This is a genomic window from Aeromonas popoffii (assembly GCF_037818705.1).
GTDB lineage: Bacteria > Pseudomonadota > Gammaproteobacteria > Enterobacterales > Aeromonadaceae > Aeromonas > Aeromonas popoffii.
Genome location: NZ_CP149129.1, coordinates 3,412,189 through 3,431,973 on the forward strand (window position 1 = coordinate 3,412,189; position 19,785 = coordinate 3,431,973).

Sequence of the window (19,785 nt, forward strand, 5' to 3'; positions counted from 1 at the left end):
GAAAGCTCAAGATAAAAAAACCGGCGCCAGGCGCCGGTTTTTTTATGGCCACGGCTGCGTTGCCGCTAGCCGAGCTGGCTCTTCATCAGGCTGGAGATGCGGGCAGCCAGCTCGTTGAAGCAGGGCCTGCGTACCGAATAGTGGCGATAAAGCAACGAGATGGCACGACCCGGCACGGGGTTGATCACGGGGCGATAGCTGACGCCGCCTTCCTCCACATTGGCAGGCACAGCCAATTTGGGCACCAGCGTCATGCCGCTGCCCGCGGCGACCATGTTGCGCAGCGTCTCCAGGCTGGTGCCCTTGAAACGCTGATCCTCACCGATACCGGCGGCAAAGCAGAACCCCATCGCCTGATCCCTCAGACAGTGGCCATCGGCCAGCATCAGCAGCTTCTTGCCCTTGAGGTTACTGAGCGGCACCGACTTGGCCCTGGCTTCCGGGTGATGTTGCGGTACCGCCAGCCACATGGGCTCCTGATAGAGAGGAATAGCGCTAAACCCTTCCATGCCCTCAAGTTCGGCGAGGATGAGGCAATCCAGCGCCCCTTCTTCCAACCGCTTAAGCAGCACCTGGGTCTGCTCCTCATAGAGATAGAACTCCAGCTTGGGAAAATGCTCGCGCAGATCCTGGATGATGTGGGGCAGCAGATAGGGACCGACTGTGGGAATGAAACCGATATGGATCTCACCTGACATGGGCTCGGCAAAGTGCTGGCCTATGCTCTTGAGCTCCCGCACCTCTTTTAGCACCTTGCGGGCCTGATGGGCCATGGCGTCACCGGCCGGGGTAAACAGCACCTTGCGCGAGGTGCGCTCAATCAGGATCACCCCCAGTTCATCTTCCAGCTTGCGCAGCTGGCCGCTCAGGGTGGGTTGGCTGACGAAGCAACGCTCCGCTGCCTTGCGAAAATGCTTCTCCTCTTCCAAGGCAACCAAATACTCGAGATCGCGAAGGTTCATACATCCAGAATCCTGCCAACCAATTGGGCCATTAGCATGCCCAAGAAAGAGAGCAGGGACAAGATATGGCGACTGAATGGAAAAAGAGGGCTGGATGGAAAAACAAAGCGGGCCCGGATCCAGGATCCGGGCCCGCTCAAGCGGCGAGTATCAAACCATCATTACACCCGGAAGCGACGTACCATCTCCTGCAACTGAGTCGCCAGATGGTTGAGCTCGTTGCAGGCCTGTGCCATCTGGGTTGCCCCCGCCGCCACCTCTTCCGAGGCATGGCTGATGTTGACCACGTTGCGGTTGAGCTCTTCGCTCACCGCACCCTGCTCTTCGGTCGCGGTCGCGATCTGGATATTCATGTGGGAGATGCTCTCCACAGAGCCGCTGATCTCGGAAATGGACGCTCCCGCCTCCCGCGCCGTGCTCACGGTGGAGTTCATCATCTCCTGGCTCTGCTGCATTGTGGTGCCAGCCTGCTCGGCCCGCTGCTGCAGCTCGGCAATGATGGTGTTGATCTGGGAAGTGGAATCCTGAGTCCGCTTCGCCAGGGTACGTACCTCATCGGCCACCACGGCGAAACCACGGCCCTGTTCACCAGCCCGGGCAGCCTCGATGGCGGCGTTCAATGCCAGCAGGTTGGTCTGTTCGGCGATACCGCGGATGACCTCCAGTACCATACCGATGTTGCGGCTGTCATCACCGAGCTGACGGATAACCACAGCCGTGCTCTCAATAGCGCCGGCTACCTGCTCAATGCGCTTGATGGAGTCATTGACGGTGCGAGCTCCCAGCTCGGCCGTGCTGCTGGCCTGGGTCGCGGCACCGGCGGCATCACTGGTATTGCGAGACACCTCCTGCACGGTGGCCTGCATCTCGTTCATGGCGGTGGCCAGCTGATTCAGCTCATGCTGCTGATTGTTCATGTTGGTGGCGGATTGACGGGCCACGGCGCTGATCTGTTCGGCCGCCGAACTGAGCTGCACCACGGAACCGGACACCTCGCTGACCAGGTTGCGCAGACTGCCCTGCATCTCGCCAAAGCCCTTGGCCAGCTGGCCCAGCTCGTCGTTGTTGAACTGTTTCAAGTCGAGGTGAGCCGCCAGATCACCCGCCGATACCTTGCGAGTCTGCTCCAGCAGGGCCATGACGGGATTGCGGATCTGGCCGGTCAGCAACCAGGCCACGATGATGACAAACGCCAGCGTCACCACCCCTACCAGGATGCTCATGTTGCGCGAGTTGCTGTAAAGCTCGGCGACCGATTTGACCATGCCACTGGCAACCTCGTTGTTGATCTCGCGCATACGATAGGATTTGGAGCCCACCTCCTCCAGGGCAACACGGGTCTCGTTTTTACGCAACCCCTTGACCCGCTCGAGGTCCCCACTGGCAAAGGCCGCCATCAGCTCCTTATGCATAGAAAAATACTTGGCACCGGCAGCAATCAGCTGTTCATAGTTTTGTTTATCTTCATCTGATGCAAACGGCAGCGCGCCATAATGTTGTGCAGCCGAGTCAAACTCTTGCTTCGCCTGGTTAAAGGTGGCCGTGCGCTCACTCACTTCCTGCATGTCATTATTCAAACCACCAATCACTATTGCCAACTCAGAGCGACGGGCATCAAGAATGGCCACATGCATCTGGCTGGCATAACGGGTCGATGGCAACAAATTCTCTGAGATGGTGGCAGTATCTGCGTAGAGGCGGGACAACTGAGTGATGGAAAACCAGGCAAGCCCGACCACTAGCAGTGCCAATACGGCAAAGCCGGCACTCAACTTCTGAGCTATAGACATATTTTTGAACATGATTGATATCCTTGTCGGCTAGACGCAAACCCGTGGAGCCGAACTCCCGAGCTATCCCCGTAGAACGTAGCGTTATGATCGCAAGCGGATGATTTATAAACTCTCCGCTAGTCAATATATCGTCACGCCAGCAGATAACATGAGGAGCAAGAGGGGAGGAAACGTCGCCCCTCAGCCAGGGTTCACCTTTCATCCCGTTCGCCACTAGACGGGACACGGATTCAGCCTCCCATCACGGCCTGGATCTGACGGGCAAAGGCCGCCGGCTCCCCCAGGAAGGAAGAGGCGGACAGCGGCGTCACCTTGTCCCCTTGTACCAGACCCAGCGTGGGGTAGCCCTGCCCACCGAGGCGACGCATCCAGCGCTGGCTGTCTGCCAGATGACCAGCCAGATCCACGTTCTGATAAGCATCTGCAAATACCGCGGCATCAATACCCTGCTCTGCCGCCAGGCTGCTCAGGTGTTCGAGGGAACCGATCCAGATGCCATCACGATAGTGGGACTGCTGGATACGATGCAGCAGGGTCAAGCCCTTGCCGCCCAACGCCGGCATAGCCAGGATGGCGCGGATGGGTTGCTCCGAGTCGAGCAGCAAGCCATCGCGCAGCAGCAACTCGTTGAAATAGTGCTCGCCGAAGGGCTGGCCAGTCAGAGCCTGGATCCGCTCATCATGAGGGCGGACATAGTCACGCAGGGCCTGACCCATGGGCTGACGACGCTCGCCTAGCCAGAGGCCGCCAGCATGCAATTCGATGTGAAGACCAGAAATCCCGGCCGCCGCTTGCAGCAAGGGGGCTGCGCCATAGCACCAGCCACAGAGGGGGTCATAGACGTAATGCAGGCTTGTCTCGTTCATGTGATTCATTCTCGATTGTTTGGCTAAAAAAACCGGGCCCAAGGGCCCGGTAAAAAACACAGGGAAGCAGGCGTCAGGCAATTACCACTTCATTTCGCCGGTGTTGACCTTGGCTCCGATGGCCAGACCATCGTCGACCGGCAAGGACGGGAAGGCTTTCTTCAAGCCTTCAATCAGCTCACCAGAGTTTTTGGACTTGGCCAGCTCCTGCTCGAAGCGCTGGACATAGTCACGGGTAAAGGTCACGGCTTCAGTGCCCTTGGGCTCAGCACCCAGGAAGTGGCCAGGTACGACACGATCGGGTTTCATGGCCAGCAATTCGTTGAGGGTCTTCACCCAATGAGCGCGGGCTTCCTTGGTCTGGCTATCAGCCATCCAGACGTGGACGCCGTGATAAACCGGCACACCGCCCAATGCTGTCTTGATGGACGGCGCCCACAGGTAAGCAGTCGGCGTGTTCATCTCCTTGATCTCGATCTTCTCGCCTTCGAGGGTCAGATAAGAGGCAGTCATCACTTCCGGTACTATCAGGGTCTTGGGTGAGCCTGCGCCCAGGATAGGTCCCCAATAGGTCAGCTTGTCATCCTTGGTCTTGTTGATGTGGTCGACCACATGCTGGTCAGCCAGCACTTTGACATGCGGAAACGCCGCCATGATGGGCTCCAGACCGAAGTAGAAGTCAGGATCACCCGCGCTGATATAGACGGTGGTCAGCTGCTTGCCACTTTGCTTGATCATATCGACCAACGCCTGGCCATTTTTCACATCAAACTGGGCATCGATCAGAATGGCCTCTTTGTCACCGGCCACCAGGGAAGAGGAGACGGGGAAGATGGCCTTCTCGCCCGGGTTGTAGACAGTCACGCTCAGGGGGGCGGCCATGGCGGCACCACTCAGCAGGGTAGTGGCCAGGGTCAGGTTGCGGATCAGGGTGTTGTTCATCGGGTATTCCTCATCAAGTCATCAGGGGTTCATCAGATGGACACAGTTTATTGGATCATTAACGGTACAAATACAGCATAATAAGCGCATCACTGTTGCATTAATCGAGCATATAGAGGGCCTGCATATGGATCGACTGACCGCATTACGGGTCTTTGTCAGCGTAGTCGAGCAAGGTAGCCTGAGCGGCGCCGGGGAGAAGCTGGAGATGTCACGCGCCATGGTGACGCGCTACCTCGCAGAACTGGAGCAGTGGATGGGAGCCCGTCTGCTGCATCGCACCACGCGACGCCTGAGTCTGACCGGCCCGGGGGAAGAGGCATTGAACCGCGCCAGGGCCATGCTGGCATTGGGGGAAGAGATGGAGCAGATCGCCATTCGCGGCGATGAGGCGCCCAAGGGGCAACTGCGCATCACCAGCAGTTACTCTCTCTCCGAGGCCCTGCTGGTGGGGGCCGCCAACGACTATCTGGCCCAGTATGCCGGTACCGCTATCGATATCCTGCTGCTGGACCGCACCGTCAACCTGGTGGAGGAGCGGATCGATCTGGCCATTCGCATCACCAATGATCTGGATCCAAACCTGGTGGCCCGCCGGCTCGGCACCTGCCACTCCGTGGTCTGTGCCAGCCCGGCCTATCTGGCCAGACACCCGACCCCGCACAAGGTGCAGGATCTCGCCCTGCACAACTGCCTCACCTACACCTATTTCGGCAAGAGCCTGTGGGAGTTTCAGGGGCCCGCCGGGCCTGAATCCGTGCCGGTCAGCGGCAATCTCAGTGCCAACATTTCCAACCTGCTGCTGGAGGCGACCCTGGGTGGTGCCGGCATAAGTATGCAGCCCCGCTACTCGGTGCAATCCCACCTGGAGAGTGGCGCCCTGGTACCGCTGCTCGACGCGTGGCAACCCAAGCGACTCGGGGTCTACGGGGTCTATGGCACCCGCAAGCAGATGTCCCCCCTCTTGCGCAGCTTTCTCGATTTCCTGGTAGTGCGCATGGCGGCCGATCCCATGTGGCAGGAGTAACATCACCATGCACAAGGGGCCCGCAGGCCCCTTTTTAATCATGACATCCCGGTCACTTGCATCCGGATCAGGCTTCGAAGCCGGTGAGCGGCACCTCGGTGTGTACCTCCTGCGACACATCCAGATAGATATCCCGATACGCCACATAGATGGAGTAGTTGAGTGCCGGTATCACCACCAGCAGGCCGATCAACATCAGGGCGGCACCCAACAGCATCAGCCCGGCGCCGATCAGCCCCCACCAGAAGAAGGGCCACATGTTGATCAGACAGCCTTTGAAGCTGAGCCTGGCGGCCTGCAATATGCCGACATCATGGAAATAGATGAGGGCCGGTGCGAAGGTGATGGCCATCAGTACGGGGATCAGCAGTGCCAACCCCAGCAACAGGCAGAGCAGCAGCCCCTGCACCTGCGCCACGCTCGCCACCATGGATGCGGGATCCTGGGTCAGCAGGGGGGTCAACCCCCACATGGAGAGCAAGGCCAGGCAGATGAGTCCGATCAGGGTAAACAGAACCAGCACCAGCAGGCCACCCAGCATCAGCGGAGTCAGCTTGTTGCGAAACCCGGCGAAGAAGTCGGCAAACTTGAGCTGATTACCCTCGTAGCCGCGCTGGGCTACCACCATCCAGCCCGCGCCCCACACCATGTAGAGCAACTGAGAGATGAGGCCACCCGCCGGCAGGCGTTCCAGCAACAGACCGACCGCGAACCAGATCAGGACCATGGCGACACTGACGCCCATGCCCTTGTTGAAGACATCGAAGCCAGATCGCACCCAGACCCAGCCACGCCCGATGGGGTGACGGGCCGGCTCGGCGCGCAGGGGGGACAATCCATTCATAACGTTTCCTCAGATGATGACGGGCTGGCTGCTGATTCTAGAGCCATGGGACGGCTGACTCAATGGCGGACGATCATGGGTTGGCGCTTCGCACATCAAGGCTGCTTGTATCAGGCGTTACGGTTATCATAAGAGACCCCCGCACAAGGGGCATTTACTTATTCAAGAGAATCCAAGATGCGTACACTTCATCTGGCACCGATCCTGCTTGCTTCCCTGCTGCTCAACCTCTGGCAATGGCAGGCTCAACCCGCCACCAGAGCGTCTCACCCGCAACCCGACTCCGCTGAAAACGCCGCAGTGGCCCAGTGCGACACAGCGGCCAGCCAGAGCGCCAGTCAGAACCTGATGGCCAAGCTACCCGGCAAAGGCACGCAGGGGGAATCCGCCCCCGCGCAGGAGGCCATGGCCCCCAATCCGGAGCTGGAGGCCGCCATCAGCCAGTGGAGCCAGTCCAGCGATGGCTCTGTGCTGATAGAGCGGCTCTACGATGCCGAGCAGGGCAGCCAGCTCACTACCGTTTTCGATCGGCTGGACGTGGTGGAGGACGTGCGCGGTCAGGTGCAGGAGCAGTTGCGCGAACTCTATCGCCTTGGCTTCGATCACCCCGATGCCTACGAGCAGGAGAGCCAACGCATCTGGAGCAACATCAGCAACCTGCTGGGTGACGACACGCGTACCCGGTTGGAACAGGAGCTCTACTCGGGTGACATCAACCGCCTGCTGGAGATCCAGGGCCGACTGGCGGAGCGCGGCGAGCTGCTGGCCCCGACCCAGCGCCAATCCCTGACGCGTCTGCTGAGCGATGCCAACCAGCAACTGGCCCAGCAGGAGAGTGGCGATGCCGGCACCTATCTGGAGAACCAGAAGGCCTATACCCAGCGTGTGCTGGAGAGCAGCCGCGCCTTCCTCAACCCGAGCCAACTGAAAGTCGTGCAAGAGATGCTGGAGCTGGAGCTGGTTCGCCAGGAGGTATCGGTCCAGATGGAGGCCATCTATCAGCGCTTCCAGCCAGCCTCCTGATGCCCTTACCCTTGTTTGTTTGACCCAGCCCATAGCGTGGAACCGTCATGAGAGTTGTTTGTTGTATTTTGTTGCTGCTGGCCAGCCAATCTGCCCTCGCCGAGGGATTTATCAACCGTCTGCTCAACCATCCAGTGCCGGGCGGCGTTGCCGTGGTGCCGCTTGGCAATGCAGAGCAGGCCCCAGCCGCCCGTTATCAGGACAAGCCCGTGCTGGTGGTGCGGGAAGAGGATCGCCGCTGGATCGCCATCGTCGGCATTCCCCTCAACAGCCAGCCGGGGGCTCATACGCTGATGGTGAATGATGGCCGCACCCTCAGTTTCACAGTCGGCAGCAAGCACTACCGCGAGCAGCACATCAAGCTGAAGAACGGCCGCCAGGTCAATCCGCTGGCTGAGGATATGGTGCGCATCAACCGCGAACTGGCGGAGCAAACCCGTGCCTACCAAACCTTCAGCCCTACCCAGCCCAGCAACTTGCTGTTCGACAAGCCGGTACAGGGCCCGCTCTCCAGCCCGTTCGGCCTGCGCCGTTTCTTCAACGGTGAAGAGCGCAACCCCCACTCAGGCCTCGACTTCGCGGTCGGTTCCGGTACCCCGATCAAGGCCCCGGCCGCCGGCAAGGTGATCCTGATCGGCAACTACTTTTTCAATGGCAACACCGTCTTTGTCGACCACGGCCAGGGGCTGATCAGCATGTTCTGCCACATGTCGAAGATCGATGTGACCCTGGGACAGAGCCTGCCCCGTGGCGGCATCGTCGGCCGGGTTGGCGCCACAGGTCGCGCCACTGGCCCCCACATGCACTGGAACGTCAGTCTCAACGATGCCCGCGTCGATCCCGCCATCTTTATCGGGGCCTTCAAACCCTGACGCGACATAGCCAATCCAGGCCATCTGCAGTGATGAGCAGGCCGGATAAAACGAAAAAGGCAGCCTGGGCTGCCTTTTTCATGGAGGGATGGCGGTGTATCAGGTGGCGGCGGCGTGCAGGCGGGCCTCCTTGCGCATGGCCCGCCACATCACCAGCACCAGCACAGTGCTGCAAGTCGGCAACGCCAGCCAGACCCCGGCCACACCCCACAGGGAAGAGAAGCCCCACAGGAAGCCGCCAATCAGTACCAGCTTGCCGCCGGTGAGCAGGGAGGCGATGCGGGGCCGGTTGATGGCCTGGAAGTAGGTGGCCCCTACCAGCAATAGCCCTTCCATCGGCAGGCCCCAGAAGTAGAGCCAGATGCCGAGGCTCGCCACCGGCAAGAGGGCCGCGTTGTCGCCGACAAACAGATAGACAACCCCTTCCGGCCAGAGATAGAGCGGGATGATACCGCACAGCGCCACCAGCAGGGTGACTCCCAGCGCCAGGTTGCGCACCCGCAGTACCCGTTGCCAGTTGCCCGCACCGGCGTTGAAGCTGGCGATGGGCTGTATGCCCATGGCGATCCCCTCGAAGATGAGATAAAAGAAGGCCTCGCTGTAGCTGATGACGCCATAGGCGGCCACGTGCAGCGAGGTGCCCACCACCAGCAGCGCCTTGTTGTGCAGCGCCAGCACCACCGACAGGTAGAGGTACATCAGAAAGCTCGATACCCCGAGCCGCAGTGTCTCCCGCATAAGTCGCCAATCCGGCATGAGCGTATCCCAGCCAATACGCAACTGGCTGCGCGGAGTGAAGAAGTGCCACAGACAGAGGCCGCCGGTCACCGCCTGGGAGAGCATGGTGGCGATGGCCGCTCCTGCGAGGCCCCAGGGGAGGACAGCCATCAGCAGATAGTCGAGCAGCACGTTGAGCACGCCGCCGCCGACCAGGATCCAGGTGGCGAGACCGGGTCGTCCGTCATTGCGCAGCAGGGCAGTGAACGCCATGGAGAGTACGGCAAACACCCCGAGCCAGGCGTACCACTGCAGATAAGCGAGGCCGGCATCGAAAATTTCCCCCTCGGCCCCCATCCAGGCCAGCATGGACTCGCCATAACGGATGCCGATGAAGGCGAGCACGGCCGAAGCGATCAGCACCATCACCAGCGCATTGCCGACTATGTGACGCGCCTTCGCCTGCTCCCCCTTGCCGAGGTAGAAGGAGGCGAGGGACGAGGAGCCCATACCGATGAGCGCCCCCACCGCATAGAGCACGGCGCAGATGGGATACGCCAGCATCATGCCAGCCAGCCCGTTCTGGCCCAGAATATGGCCGACAAAGATGCCATCTATGGTGACATAGATGCCGGTGACCAGCATGGCGGCCACGGTCGGTGTGACGTAGCGCCAAAGCAGGCGGGAAAGGGGGGCTGTGCCCAGATCGACTGCAGACATGAGATACTCGAAGGAGGGAAAAACGGCCGAAATAATAGCCAAACATGGTCCGGATCGCCCGTTATTTATGTTACAAATCATTAATATGGAAAACTTTACCCGCCTCAGCCCCTGCTTTAGGCTAGGGCGACCTCTCATGAACGGAAACGTGCGCCATGTTGCAACGCCTGCTCTCCCTGCTGCTGATCTCCCTCTGCCTCTTCCCCGTATTCGCTCAGGCCAATGACGCTATCACCGAGGTGGAGGAGCTGCTGCAGAGCGTGCCCAAAACAGACACCCCGGAAAACCAGAAGCTGCGGGAAAGTTATCAGCAGGCGCTGCAATTTGCCCGGGAAGCCCAGCGCTATCGCGAGCAGGGCAAGGCCTATCAGCAGATCCTCATCGACTACCCCAAGGAGTCGGCCCGCCTCAAGGAGCGCCTGCACAACTATCAGCCCCTGCCCCGCCCGCAGCTCTCCTCCCTGAAGGAGGAGGCGCTGCGCCAGGCCATCGGCCTGAGCAGCAACCGCCAGCTCAACCTGCGCAAGGAGCGCCAGGCTGTGATGGACAGCCTCAACCAGCTGGAGAGCACGGGCCAGGAGTATCACCTGCGGGTCGACGAGCTGCGCAAACAGTTGCAGCAGACTCGCACCCTGCTCGATCGGCTCAGCTTCAGCAGTGAATCGGACCGCCAGCAGGAGGCCAAGCAGCTGGTCACCCACCTCAAGGAGCAGAGCCTGTCAGACCGGATCCAGATGCTGGAGCTGGAGCAGCTCTCTGCCCAGCAACGCAACGATCTCGGCAAGCTGAAGTTGCAGGATCTCAACCTCGCCATCACGGACGAGGACGAGTGGCAGACCAGCCTGCTCAACCAGCAAAACCAGCTGCGGCGCGAGAAAACGGAGCAGGCGCTGGCGGAGAGCGAGCGGATGCGCAAGCAGCTCACCTCCGACATGCCGCTGCTGCTGGAACAGCAACAGCAGAACCAGGCGCTCTCCATCCAGCTCGGCGCGCTGGAAGATCAGATAGAGCGGGTACAGGACGATCAAAGGGCCATCGACAAGAACCTCTCGGCCCTGAACGATCTGGCCAACTCGGTGCGCGAGCAGATGGAGTGGCTGCAGATCAGCAATGCCTACGGCGAGAACCTGCGCAGCAAGCTCTCCGATCTGCCGGCCTACTTCCCGCTCGACAAGCTGGAATCCGCCATCGTCAACGCGCGCATGGCCAAGTACCAGTACGAGACAGAGCAGGACGCACTCAAGGATCCGCGCCAGATGCGCGAGCAACTGATGGCCACCGGTGACATGGCCCTCGACCGATCCCAGCAGGCCGTGCTCGACAACCTGCTCAAGGCCAGGCGGCAGTTACTGACCCGCCTCAACGACGCCTCCGACAGCCTGATCCAGGAGCTGACCCGACTCAAGCTGCTCTACAGCCGCCAGAACAGCAAGATCGACGAGATCCGCGATCTCAGCGCCAGCCACCTGTTCTGGATGCCGGATGTGCGCCCGCTCACCCCGGCCGTGCTGCTCGGGGTACCGGCGGCCCTCGGCCTCGCCCTCAACCCGGTCAACTGGTTGCAACTGCCCCAGGCCATTGCCGATAACCACCCCATCACCCTCACCTTCGCCGGTATCGGTATCCTGGTGCTGGCATGGTGCTGGTTCAAGCTGGCCCGCCATCTGACCCAATTCAGCCAGCACATAGCGCCACGCATCGGCAAGGTGACCCAGGACAAGTTCAGCCTGACCAGCCGGCTGCTGATGCGCTCCCTGCTTGCCTCCCTGCCCCTGCCCGCTATGGTGCTGATGGTGCGCGGCCTGCTCGACGACGCCTGGCAATATCCGTTCGCAGTGGCGGTGGCCCGCGGCCTCGGCGAGATCTGGTTCCTGCTGCTGGCACTCTTGATGGCACGTCACCTGACGCTTGAGAAGGGGATCCTGATCCTGCATTTTCGCTGGCAAAAAGAGCGAGTACAGAAGGTGTGGGGCCAGTTTCGCACCCTGCTGCTGGTGATCATCCCAAGCTTCTTCGTGCAGGGGATGGCCAACAGCTATCAGGATCACGCCTTCTACGACTCCCTCGGCCGGATGGCCTTCATCCTCGGCGCACTCTGGCTGCTGCTGTTCTTCGCCCGTCTCAACCGGGAGCGGCTACCGCTAACCTGGGGCCAAGCCGACATGAGCAAGCCCCACCTGCTGCACCATTTCATCTGGAACAGCCTGATGATGGCCCCGCTGCTGGCGGTGATAGGCTCCCTGCTCGGCTATTTCTACACCTCGCGCATCCTGCTGCGCCAGCTGGAGCTGAGCCTGCTGATGGGGCTGGGCTGCCTGCTCATCTACTATCTGGCGCACCGCTGGATGTTGATCCAGCGCCGCCGTCTCGCTTTCGAACGGGCCAAGATCAAGCGCGCAGAGATAGTGGCCCAGCGTGGCCGGGAAGAGGGCCACGACGATCTCAGCTCGGAGATCCCTGACGTGGTGGAAGATACCGAGCTGGATCTCGAGACCATCAGTGCCCAGTCGCTGGGGCTGGTGCGCACCCTGCTGATGCTGGGCTTCACCATGCTGGTGGTGGTGCAGTGGTCCGAACTCAACTCGGCGTTCAGCTTCCTGCGCAGCATCGAGGTGTGGCAGGTCACCAACAAGATTGGCGGCATAGAACAACTTTCCGCCATCACCTTGCAGGATCTGATGCTGACCGCATTTACCTTCATCCTGACCGTGGTCACGGCCCGCAATCTGCCGGGCCTGATGGAGCTGACCCTGCTCCAGCACCTGAGCCTCTCCCCCGGCACCGGCTTTGCCATCACCACTGTCACCAAATACATAGTGTTGGTGGTGGGGGCGCTGAGCGGCTTCTCCATCCTCGGCATCGACTGGTCCAAGGCGCAGTGGATGGTAGCGGCACTCTCTCTTGGCCTCGGTTTCGGCCTGCAGGAGATCTTCGCCAACTTCGTCTCTGGTCTCATCATTCTGTTCGAGAAACCGATCCGGCTCGGCGATACCGTCACCATCCGCGAGCTGACCGGCACAGTGACCAAGATCAAGACCCGCGCCACCACCATAGTGGATTGGGATCGCAAGGAGATCATCGTCCCCAACAAGGCGTTCATCACGGAGCAGTTCATCAACTGGTCCCTGTCCGATGCCATCACCCGGGTACGGCTGCGCATCCGCATCGGCCTGACCCAGGAGCCAAGGCGAATACAGACCATTCTGGAAGAGTCGATCCGGGCCTCCACCCTGGTGCTGGAGACCCCCTCCCCCGAGGTATTTCTGATCGAATTTACCGACTCGGCGCTGATCTACGAGATCCGGATCTATGTGAACAGCATGGATCACCGCATGCCCATCACTCACGAGGTGCACTCGCTGGTGCTGGAGAAGCTGCAACAACAGGGGCTGGGGCTGCCGCACCAGCAGATCGACATTCGACTGAGCCGCGCCTGAGCAGGGTGCAACAGGAGCCATATCATGCAGATCATCGCCCATCGCGGAGCCAGCGGGCTGGCGCCGGAAAATACCCTCAAGGCCATTCGGCTGGCACTGGCTCTGGGAGCCCAGGCCATAGAGATAGACGTACAGCAGGCTGACGGCGAGCTGTGGGTATTTCACGACCGGCGACTGGAGCGTTGCACGAACGGCGGCGGCGTGCTGACGGCACAATCCCGTGCCTATCTGGCAGGCCTTGATGCAGGGGAAGGAGAGCCTATCCCTACTCTGTGGCAGGTGATGGAAGCCATTGCCGGTCGCGCCGAGCTGCATATCGAGCTGAAAGGGGTGCAAACAGCCGACGAGGTGGCCGTGCTGACCCGCCGCGCCGAGGCACAGCTGGGCTTCACGCCAGCGCACTGGGTCGTCTCCTCCTTCCACCACCCGGAACTGGCTCGTTTTGCCGCCTTGCGACCCGAGATCCGGCTTGGGGCACTGACCGCCACGATTCCGTTCACCCTGGCCGAGTTTGCTGCCGAGCTCGGAGCCTGGTCGATCAACTGCGACGTGGACTTTGTCGACGCAGCACTGGTCATGGATGCCCATCGACGGGGATTAAAGGTACTGGTCTATACGGTCGATCATACTGCCGATCTTGCTGCACTGGTCGCCATGGGGGTGGACGGGATATTTACCAACCGGCCAGATCGCTTCCTTCCGCCAGCCTGATCGGACGCCTTATTTCAGCAGGTGACCGATAAAGGCTGACTTAGGCTATACATTTATCGCACGTACCGGGATACAAAAAGTTCTACTTTGGCCGATAACAGTTGGCTCATAACAATAAAACCACACATCGCAGACTGACGCTCACAAGGATGTAAATATGAACTTATCCATCAAGAACAAGCTTGTCCTCGCCATCGGGGTCATTATCCTGGTCATCACAGGCCTGCAGGTCTGGTACAACACCACCCAACTGAGAAACGAAACCCAACGACTGATCTGGAGTTTTATCAACGACAGCTCGGCTGCCAATGTGAAAGGCATCTCCCGCTGGCTGGACGCCCGGATGAGCATAGTCACCGCCACCAAGGATGCCTTCACCAAGGAAGATGAACCTGTCAGCCATCTGGCCCAGGCTATGAACGCCGGCAATTTCAATCTCATCTATGTGGGCACGAAAGATGGCAAGATGATCCAGAGCAGGCCGACCAATTTGCCGGCCGGCTATGACCCCCGTCAACGTCCCTGGTACAGGGATGCCATCGCGGCAGGCAAGATGGTGGTGACAACCCCCTATGCTGACATCACCACGGGTCAACTCATCATCACCATCGCCGAGCCCTTCACCCGCGGCAATACCCAGGGGGTGATCGCCGGTGACGTCTCCATCGATGCGCTGATACGCGATGTACTGGCCATCAGCTCGGAGGGCACCTACGCCCTCCTGATGGACAGTAATGGCACCATCATTGCTCACCCGGACAAGGGGCTGACCCTCAAACAGGCCACCTCCCTCTCCCCTCTTCTGACTGCCGCCAAGGTCAACGAGCTGGCCCATGACAACACCATCTCCGAGATGGAGATCAGCGGTAAGCCAAGCGTGTTCGACCTGACCGAGATCCCTAATACCAACTGGTATTTCGGCATAGTGGTGGATGAGGCGGTTGCTTATCAGTCCGTGTCACGCATGGTCACCTCCGCCCTGCTGCAAGGCCTGCTGACCATTCTCATCGTGGCCGGCTTCTCCTATGTGGCCATCAACAGCTCCCTGGCCCCGCTGAAAACCCTGGGGGAGGCCATCGCCGACCTCTCTCGCGGCAACGGTGACCTGACTCGTCGTGTCAAGATCGAGCGTGAAGATGAGGTGGGGATTGTAGCCAAGCACCTCAACACCTTCATCGATCGCATCCACGTGATGGTGCAAGATATCTCCAACTCTTCCAGCCAGCTGAACCAGCAGGCCAACTCCTCCCACAACATGGCGGAGAAATCCAGCCAGGGTCTGGCACGTCAACAGAACGAGATCTCCCAGATCGCCACCGCAGTGCACGAGATGTCCGCCACCGCAGTGGAAGTGGCCAGCAACGCAGAGCAGACCGCAGATGCGGCCCGCAGCTCCGCCGGCAGCTGTGATCATGGCAAGCAGGTCATCGCCCGCAACCAGCGTTCCATCACGGATCTCGCCACCCAGGTCAAACAGGCTTCCGGCATCATTCAGGAACTGGAGAAGAACGCGCAGGAGATCAACACCATACTCTCCACCATTCAAGGCATAGCCGAGCAGACCAACCTGCTGGCGCTGAACGCCGCCATCGAGGCGGCGCGGGCCGGTGAACAGGGCCGTGGCTTTGCCGTGGTGGCCGACGAGGTGCGGGTGCTGTCACAGCGTACCCACAGCTCCACCGTCGAGATCCGCAGCATGATAGAGACACTGCAACGCAACACCCAGGGCGCGGTCAGCACCATGCACGAAGGCCAGCTGCTGGCCCAAAACAGCGTAGAAGATGCGAACGATGCGACTCAGGCGCTGGAGCAGATCACCGCCTCCATCAACCAGATCTCCGACATGGCCACCCAGATCTCCAGTGCCGCCGAGGAGCAACGCGCCGTGACCGACGAGGTCAGCCGCAACATCCAGGCAGTCAAGGATGTCTCGGACGAACTGGCGGTAGACGCCGACAGCTCTCGCCATCTGTCTGAGCAACTGAAAAATATTTCAGGTGAACTGAGCAATCAGGTCGGCATGTTCCGCATCTGATCAGCGCAAAGCAAAGGGGCCACACAGGCCCCTTTTTTATGAAAAAATGCTTTTATTTCAATAGTTATTACCACATCAACGATCAGGGTTATGGAAATGGAAATTCCCATACGATGCGGAAACTCGTCATAAAGCAACGCATCACCACCAACTTTATGATTAGTTTTTCTAACCATTTCGCGCCATTAGCCAATCAGTGAATAATTCTTATTAAATATTTTTGATAAAAAACTTAAAAACTTTATGGGTAATACCTAAAAAGAGAGGCATTTCTCATTTTTTTGAAAGAAAACTACATATAATCCTGAGCTTAAAATAACCATAGCAATAACAGCGGCTGATACCGATAACTGAAGGATGGCGATAATTACGGCGTTTTCATCCAGGGAATGGGGTGATTTTGATAAAAGTCACCATTGCCAAGCACTAAAACAAACCAGTTTGACTTGCATCAAGCCTGAATTTTTTTTATAGCGCAAAATCGTGCCCAGCAAATCTATCCCTTAAGGAGGCAGATGTGGATATTATCAAGACCGATGTTGCTATCATCGGTGCCGGTGGTACTGGCCTGCGTGCCGCTATCGCCATTGCAGAAGCCCATCCGGAACTCGAAATCGCCCTGATTTCCAAAGTCTATCCGATGCGTAGCCACACAGTGGCTGCGGAAGGCGGTGCGGCAGGCGTAGTACGCGATGACGACTCCCTCGAAAACCATTTCAATGACACCGTTTCCGGTGGTGACTGGTTGTGCGAGCAAGACGTGGTCGACTACTTCGTCAACAACGCCACCAAAGAGATGGTCCAACTTGAGCACTGGGGTTGCCCCTGGAGCCGTAAGCCGGATGGCAAAGCCAACGTGCGTCCTTTTGGTGGAATGAAGATCCCCCGCACCTGGTTTGCAGCAGACAAGTCCGGTTTCCACATTCTGCATACCCTGTTCCAGACCTCTATCAAATACCCGACCATCAAGCGCTTCGATGAGCATTTCTGTCTCGATTTGATCGTGGATGATGGCCGTGTACAAGGTGTTCTGACCTTTGACATCCAGAACGGCATTACCCGTTTCATCCAGGCCAAATCCGTGATTATGGCTACCGGTGGTGCGGGTCGTGTTTACCGCTACAACACCAACGGTGGCATCGTCACCGGTGACGGCATGGCACTGGCTTATCGTCACGGCGTACCGCTGCGTGATATGGAGTTCGTCCAGTATCACCCGACCGGCCTGCCTGGTACCGGTATCCTGATGACCGAAGGTTGCCGTGGTGAGGGTGGTGTTCTGCTGAACAAAGATGGCTACCGTTACCTGCAAGACTACGGCTTGGGCCCGGAAACGCCGATTGGCCAGTCAAAAAACAAACACATGGAGCTGGGTCCGCGTGACCGTCTCTCTCAGGCATTCTGGCAAGAGCAGCAAAAAGGCCGCGTGATCCAGGGCCCGATGGGCGATGTGGTTCACCTTGACCTGCGCCACCTGGGTGAGAAGTACCTGAAAGAGCGTCTGCCTTTCATCTGCGAACTGGCCAAAGCCTACGTGGGTGTGGATCCGGCCAAAGAGCCGATCCCGGTACGTCCGACTGCCCACTACACCATGGGTGGTATCGAGACTGACAACAAGTGCGCAACCCGCATGCCAGGCCTCTACGCCGCAGGCGAGTGTGCTTCTGTGGGTCTGCACGGTGCCAACCGTCTGGGTTCCAACTCCCTGTCCGAGATCGTGGTATTCGGCAAGCTGGCGGGTGAACAGGCTGCCGAGTTCGCAGCGACTCAGCAGCACGGCAATACCGAAGCACTGCTCGCCAAAGCCGAAGCGCTGATCAAACAGCACCTCTCGCTGATGGACATCGACGGCACCGAAAATCCGGCGGATATCCGCAACGAATTGGGCCTGTCCATGGAAGCCGGTGTCGGTATCTACCGTACCGAAGAGCTGATGCAGGGCACCATCGACAAGATCAACGAGCTGAAAGCCCGTTACAAGAAGGTCAAGATCAACGACAAGTCCTCTGTCTTCAACACGGATCTGCTGTACGCCATCGAACTGGGCTACATGCTGGACGTGGCCGAAGCCATGGCTCACTCCGCCATCAACCGTAAAGAGTCTCGTGGTTCCCACCAGCGTCTGGACGGTTATGAGGAGCGCGATGACGTGAATTTCCTCAAGCACTCTCTCTCCTTCTACGCACCGGAAGGCGCCCCGACCATCGATTATTCCGATGTGAAGATCACTAAATCCCAACCGGCCAAGCGCGTGTACGGTTCCGAGGGTGAGAAACAAGACGAGGCTAAGAAGAATGGCTGAGATGATTGAAATTGAAATCCTGCGCTACCGCCCAGAGCAGGACAATGAACCCTGGATGCAAACCTTCCAGGTACCGTACCTCAGAGAGATGTCTCTGCTGGATGCCCTGCAATACATCAAGGATCACCTGGACTCGACCCTGAGCTTCCGCTGGTCCTGCCGGATGGCGATCTGCGGCTCCTGCGGCATGATGGTCAACGGTGTACCCAAGCTGGGTTGCAAAGCGTTCCTGCGCGACTATCTGCCAGGCAAGATGACTATCGAGCCGCTCAACAACTTCCCGATTGAGCGCGATCTGGTGGTCGACATGTCCGATTTCATCGAGAAGCTGGAGAGCATCAAGCCCTACATCATCCCGAGCGAACCGCGCAGCCTGTGTGATGGCGAATACAAGCAGACTCCTGCTGAAATGGCCCAGTATCACCAGTTCTCCCAGTGCATCAACTGTGGTCTGTGCTACGCCGCCTGCCCGCAATATGGCATCAACAAGAAGTTCACCGGTCCGGCGGCACTGGCGTTGGCCTATCGCTACAACGCCGACAACCGCGACAGCGCGTCCAAAGAGCGGATGAAGATCATCAGCCAGGATGAAGGCGTCTGGGGTTGTACCTTCGTTGGCTACTGCTCGGTAGTCTGCCCGAAAGGTGTGGATCCGGCCGCAGCCATCCAGCTTGGCAAGGTCGAGAGCGCCAAGGACTACATGATCGCCATGTTCAAGCCAGATTGAGATCAGGAATGAGACCATGAACAACACCAATAGCAAACGTAAGCCTTACGTCCGCGAAATGAAGAAAGACTGGTGGCTGAAGAATGCCTTCTACACCGGTTACATGATCCGCGAAGGCACCAGCATCTTCGTCTCCATCTATGCCGTCGTGCTGATGTGGGGTCTGCTGCGTCTGGTCCAGGGTCAGGAAGCATTTAACGGCTGGCTGGAATCCCTGCAAAGCCCGGTGGCCATCCTGTTCCACGTGATCGCACTGGCAGCCTGCCTGTTCCACGCCAAGACCTGGTTCGCCCTGGCGCCCAAGGCCATGCGCATCTTCCGTGGTGAAGACCTGGTGCCGGAGAAGCCTATCGTTATCGCCCAGTATGTGGCGCTGGCAGTGGTATCCCTGCTGATCCTGATCATCGTGGCTTGAGGAGAAAATAATGAGACGTTCTGACGAACCCATTTACTGGGGTCTGTTTGGTGCCGGTGGCATGGTGGTTGCCATGCTGCTGCCGGTGATTGTCCTCATCACAGGTCTGCTGGTGCCCATGGGCATCATGGACGTGGAGACCATGAGCTACGAACGTGTACTCGAGTTCGCCAGCTCTTGGTGGGGTGCCTGCATCCTGCTGGTGATCATAGCCCTGCCCATCTGGCACGGCATGCACCGTATCTACCACGGCCTGCACGATCTCGGGATCCACACCACCAAGCTTCACCACTATGTGTTCTATGGCTTCGCTTTCCTGGTGTCTGCCATTACCGTCGGTCTGCTGATGGTGCTGGTATTCCAGTAAGCGCATCCTGACTGAATGACCAACC

General features: G+C 59.1%; 16 protein-coding genes. 10 read left to right on the forward strand and 6 right to left on the reverse strand.

What is annotated here, in order from left to right:
* Positions 1 to 65 precede the first annotated feature (65 nt).
* From oxyR to WJM78_RS15535, 4 genes are all read right to left on the reverse strand, one after another.
* The gene (oxyR, locus tag WJM78_RS15520) at positions 66 to 962 is read right to left on the reverse strand and encodes a DNA-binding transcriptional regulator OxyR (RefSeq protein WP_339010324.1); all 897 of its coding nucleotides are present in this window, start codon (positions 960 to 962) and stop codon (positions 66 to 68) included.
* A gap of 161 nt (positions 963 to 1,123) precedes the next feature.
* Entirely contained in the window at positions 1,124 to 2,764 is a 1,641-nt protein-coding gene (locus WJM78_RS15525; RefSeq protein WP_108535751.1) for a methyl-accepting chemotaxis protein, read from the reverse strand.
* A gap of 221 nt (positions 2,765 to 2,985) precedes the next feature.
* Positions 2,986 to 3,621 carry a DsbA family protein gene (locus tag WJM78_RS15530; protein WP_339010328.1) on the reverse strand — a complete coding sequence of 212 codons (636 nt, stop codon included), beginning with the start codon at positions 3,619 to 3,621 and terminating at the stop codon, positions 2,986 to 2,988.
* 81 nt (positions 3,622 to 3,702) lie between these two features.
* Positions 3,703 to 4,563, reverse strand: coding sequence for a Vmh family MBL fold metallo-hydrolase (locus WJM78_RS15535; RefSeq protein WP_108535753.1), 861 nt, complete (start codon positions 4,561 to 4,563; stop codon positions 3,703 to 3,705).
* Between the two features lie 127 nt (positions 4,564 to 4,690).
* Between WJM78_RS15535 and WJM78_RS15540 the strand changes: the two genes are divergently transcribed.
* A complete protein-coding gene (locus tag WJM78_RS15540; protein WP_212512982.1) occupies positions 4,691 to 5,590 on the forward strand; it encodes a LysR family transcriptional regulator in 900 nt (299 codons plus the stop codon).
* Between the two features lie 67 nt (positions 5,591 to 5,657).
* Here the strand turns inward: WJM78_RS15540 and WJM78_RS15545 are convergent, their stop codons facing one another.
* On the reverse strand, positions 5,658 to 6,434 hold the full coding sequence (locus WJM78_RS15545) for a BPSS1780 family membrane protein (protein ID WP_339010333.1): 777 nt from the start codon (positions 6,432 to 6,434) through the stop codon (positions 5,658 to 5,660).
* A 177-nt stretch (positions 6,435 to 6,611) separates the two neighbouring features.
* Between WJM78_RS15545 and WJM78_RS15550 the strand changes: the two genes are divergently transcribed.
* Both WJM78_RS15550 and WJM78_RS15555 read left to right on the forward strand, forming a co-directional pair.
* Positions 6,612 to 7,457 (forward strand): hypothetical protein, encoded by an 846-nt coding sequence (locus WJM78_RS15550; RefSeq protein WP_108535755.1) that lies wholly within the window; start codon positions 6,612 to 6,614, stop codon positions 7,455 to 7,457.
* A gap of 47 nt (positions 7,458 to 7,504) precedes the next feature.
* Positions 7,505 to 8,329, forward strand: coding sequence for a M23 family metallopeptidase (locus tag WJM78_RS15555; RefSeq protein WP_339010337.1), 825 nt, complete (start codon positions 7,505 to 7,507; stop codon positions 8,327 to 8,329).
* Between the two features lie 99 nt (positions 8,330 to 8,428).
* Here WJM78_RS15555 and WJM78_RS15560 read toward each other — a convergent pair whose 3' ends face one another.
* Positions 8,429 to 9,766: an MATE family efflux transporter gene (locus tag WJM78_RS15560; protein WP_339010339.1), complete on the reverse strand. Its 1,338-nt coding sequence runs from the start codon at positions 9,764 to 9,766 to the stop codon at positions 8,429 to 8,431.
* Positions 9,767 to 9,921: 155 nt separating this feature from the next.
* Here WJM78_RS15560 and mscM point away from each other — a divergent pair, with 155 nt between their 5' ends.
* From mscM to frdD, 7 genes are all read left to right on the forward strand, one after another.
* Positions 9,922 to 13,203, forward strand: coding sequence for a miniconductance mechanosensitive channel MscM (gene mscM, locus WJM78_RS15565; protein WP_339010343.1), 3,282 nt, complete (start codon positions 9,922 to 9,924; stop codon positions 13,201 to 13,203).
* Between the two features lie 24 nt (positions 13,204 to 13,227).
* Positions 13,228 to 13,914 (forward strand): glycerophosphodiester phosphodiesterase, encoded by a 687-nt coding sequence (locus WJM78_RS15570; RefSeq protein WP_339010345.1) that lies wholly within the window; start codon positions 13,228 to 13,230, stop codon positions 13,912 to 13,914.
* Positions 13,915 to 14,071: 157 nt separating this feature from the next.
* A complete protein-coding gene (locus WJM78_RS15575) occupies positions 14,072 to 15,949 on the forward strand; it encodes a methyl-accepting chemotaxis protein (protein WP_287146937.1) in 1,878 nt (625 codons plus the stop codon).
* Between the two features lie 517 nt (positions 15,950 to 16,466).
* A complete protein-coding gene (frdA, locus tag WJM78_RS15580) occupies positions 16,467 to 18,251 on the forward strand; it encodes a fumarate reductase (quinol) flavoprotein subunit (RefSeq protein ID WP_042020383.1) in 1,785 nt (594 codons plus the stop codon).
* On the forward strand, positions 18,244 to 18,978 hold the full coding sequence (locus WJM78_RS15585; RefSeq protein ID WP_339010350.1) for a succinate dehydrogenase/fumarate reductase iron-sulfur subunit: 735 nt from the start codon (positions 18,244 to 18,246) through the stop codon (positions 18,976 to 18,978). The genes frdA and WJM78_RS15585 overlap by 8 nt, the downstream gene beginning before the upstream one ends.
* Before the next feature lie 16 nt (positions 18,979 to 18,994).
* A complete protein-coding gene (locus WJM78_RS15590; RefSeq protein ID WP_042034676.1) occupies positions 18,995 to 19,393 on the forward strand; it encodes a fumarate reductase in 399 nt (132 codons plus the stop codon).
* 10 nt (positions 19,394 to 19,403) lie between these two features.
* Entirely contained in the window at positions 19,404 to 19,760 is a 357-nt protein-coding gene (frdD, locus tag WJM78_RS15595; protein WP_042034677.1) for a fumarate reductase subunit FrdD, read from the forward strand.
* Positions 19,761 to 19,785: the final 25 nt, after the last annotated feature.

Excerpts from the sequence above, each read along its gene's own strand:
- WJM78_RS15530 (WP_339010328.1), bottom strand. The coding sequence starts at position 3,621 with ATGAACGAGACAAGCCTGCATTACGTCTATGACCCCCTCTGTGGCTGG.
- WJM78_RS15545 (WP_339010333.1), bottom strand. The coding sequence starts at position 6,434 with ATGAATGGATTGTCCCCCCTGCGCGCCGAGCCGGCCCGTCACCCCATC.
- WJM78_RS15560 (WP_339010339.1), bottom strand. The coding sequence starts at position 9,766 with ATGTCTGCAGTCGATCTGGGCACAGCCCCCCTTTCCCGCCTGCTTTGG.
- WJM78_RS15585 (WP_339010350.1), top strand. The coding sequence starts at position 18,244 with ATGGCTGAGATGATTGAAATTGAAATCCTGCGCTACCGCCCAGAGCAG.
- WJM78_RS15525 (WP_108535751.1), bottom strand. The coding sequence starts at position 2,764 with ATGTTCAAAAATATGTCTATAGCTCAGAAGTTGAGTGCCGGCTTTGCC.
- oxyR (WP_339010324.1), bottom strand. The coding sequence starts at position 962 with ATGAACCTTCGCGATCTCGAGTATTTGGTTGCCTTGGAAGAGGAGAAG.
- mscM (WP_339010343.1), top strand. The coding sequence starts at position 9,922 with ATGTTGCAACGCCTGCTCTCCCTGCTGCTGATCTCCCTCTGCCTCTTC.
- frdD (WP_042034677.1), top strand. The coding sequence starts at position 19,404 with ATGAGACGTTCTGACGAACCCATTTACTGGGGTCTGTTTGGTGCCGGT.
- WJM78_RS15590 (WP_042034676.1), top strand. The coding sequence starts at position 18,995 with ATGAACAACACCAATAGCAAACGTAAGCCTTACGTCCGCGAAATGAAG.
- WJM78_RS15550 (WP_108535755.1), top strand. The coding sequence starts at position 6,612 with ATGCGTACACTTCATCTGGCACCGATCCTGCTTGCTTCCCTGCTGCTC.
- WJM78_RS15540 (WP_212512982.1), top strand. The coding sequence starts at position 4,691 with ATGGATCGACTGACCGCATTACGGGTCTTTGTCAGCGTAGTCGAGCAA.
- WJM78_RS15555 (WP_339010337.1), top strand. The coding sequence starts at position 7,505 with ATGAGAGTTGTTTGTTGTATTTTGTTGCTGCTGGCCAGCCAATCTGCC.
- WJM78_RS15575 (WP_287146937.1), top strand. The coding sequence starts at position 14,072 with ATGAACTTATCCATCAAGAACAAGCTTGTCCTCGCCATCGGGGTCATT.
- WJM78_RS15535 (WP_108535753.1), bottom strand. The coding sequence starts at position 4,563 with ATGAACAACACCCTGATCCGCAACCTGACCCTGGCCACTACCCTGCTG.
- WJM78_RS15570 (WP_339010345.1), top strand. The coding sequence starts at position 13,228 with ATGCAGATCATCGCCCATCGCGGAGCCAGCGGGCTGGCGCCGGAAAAT.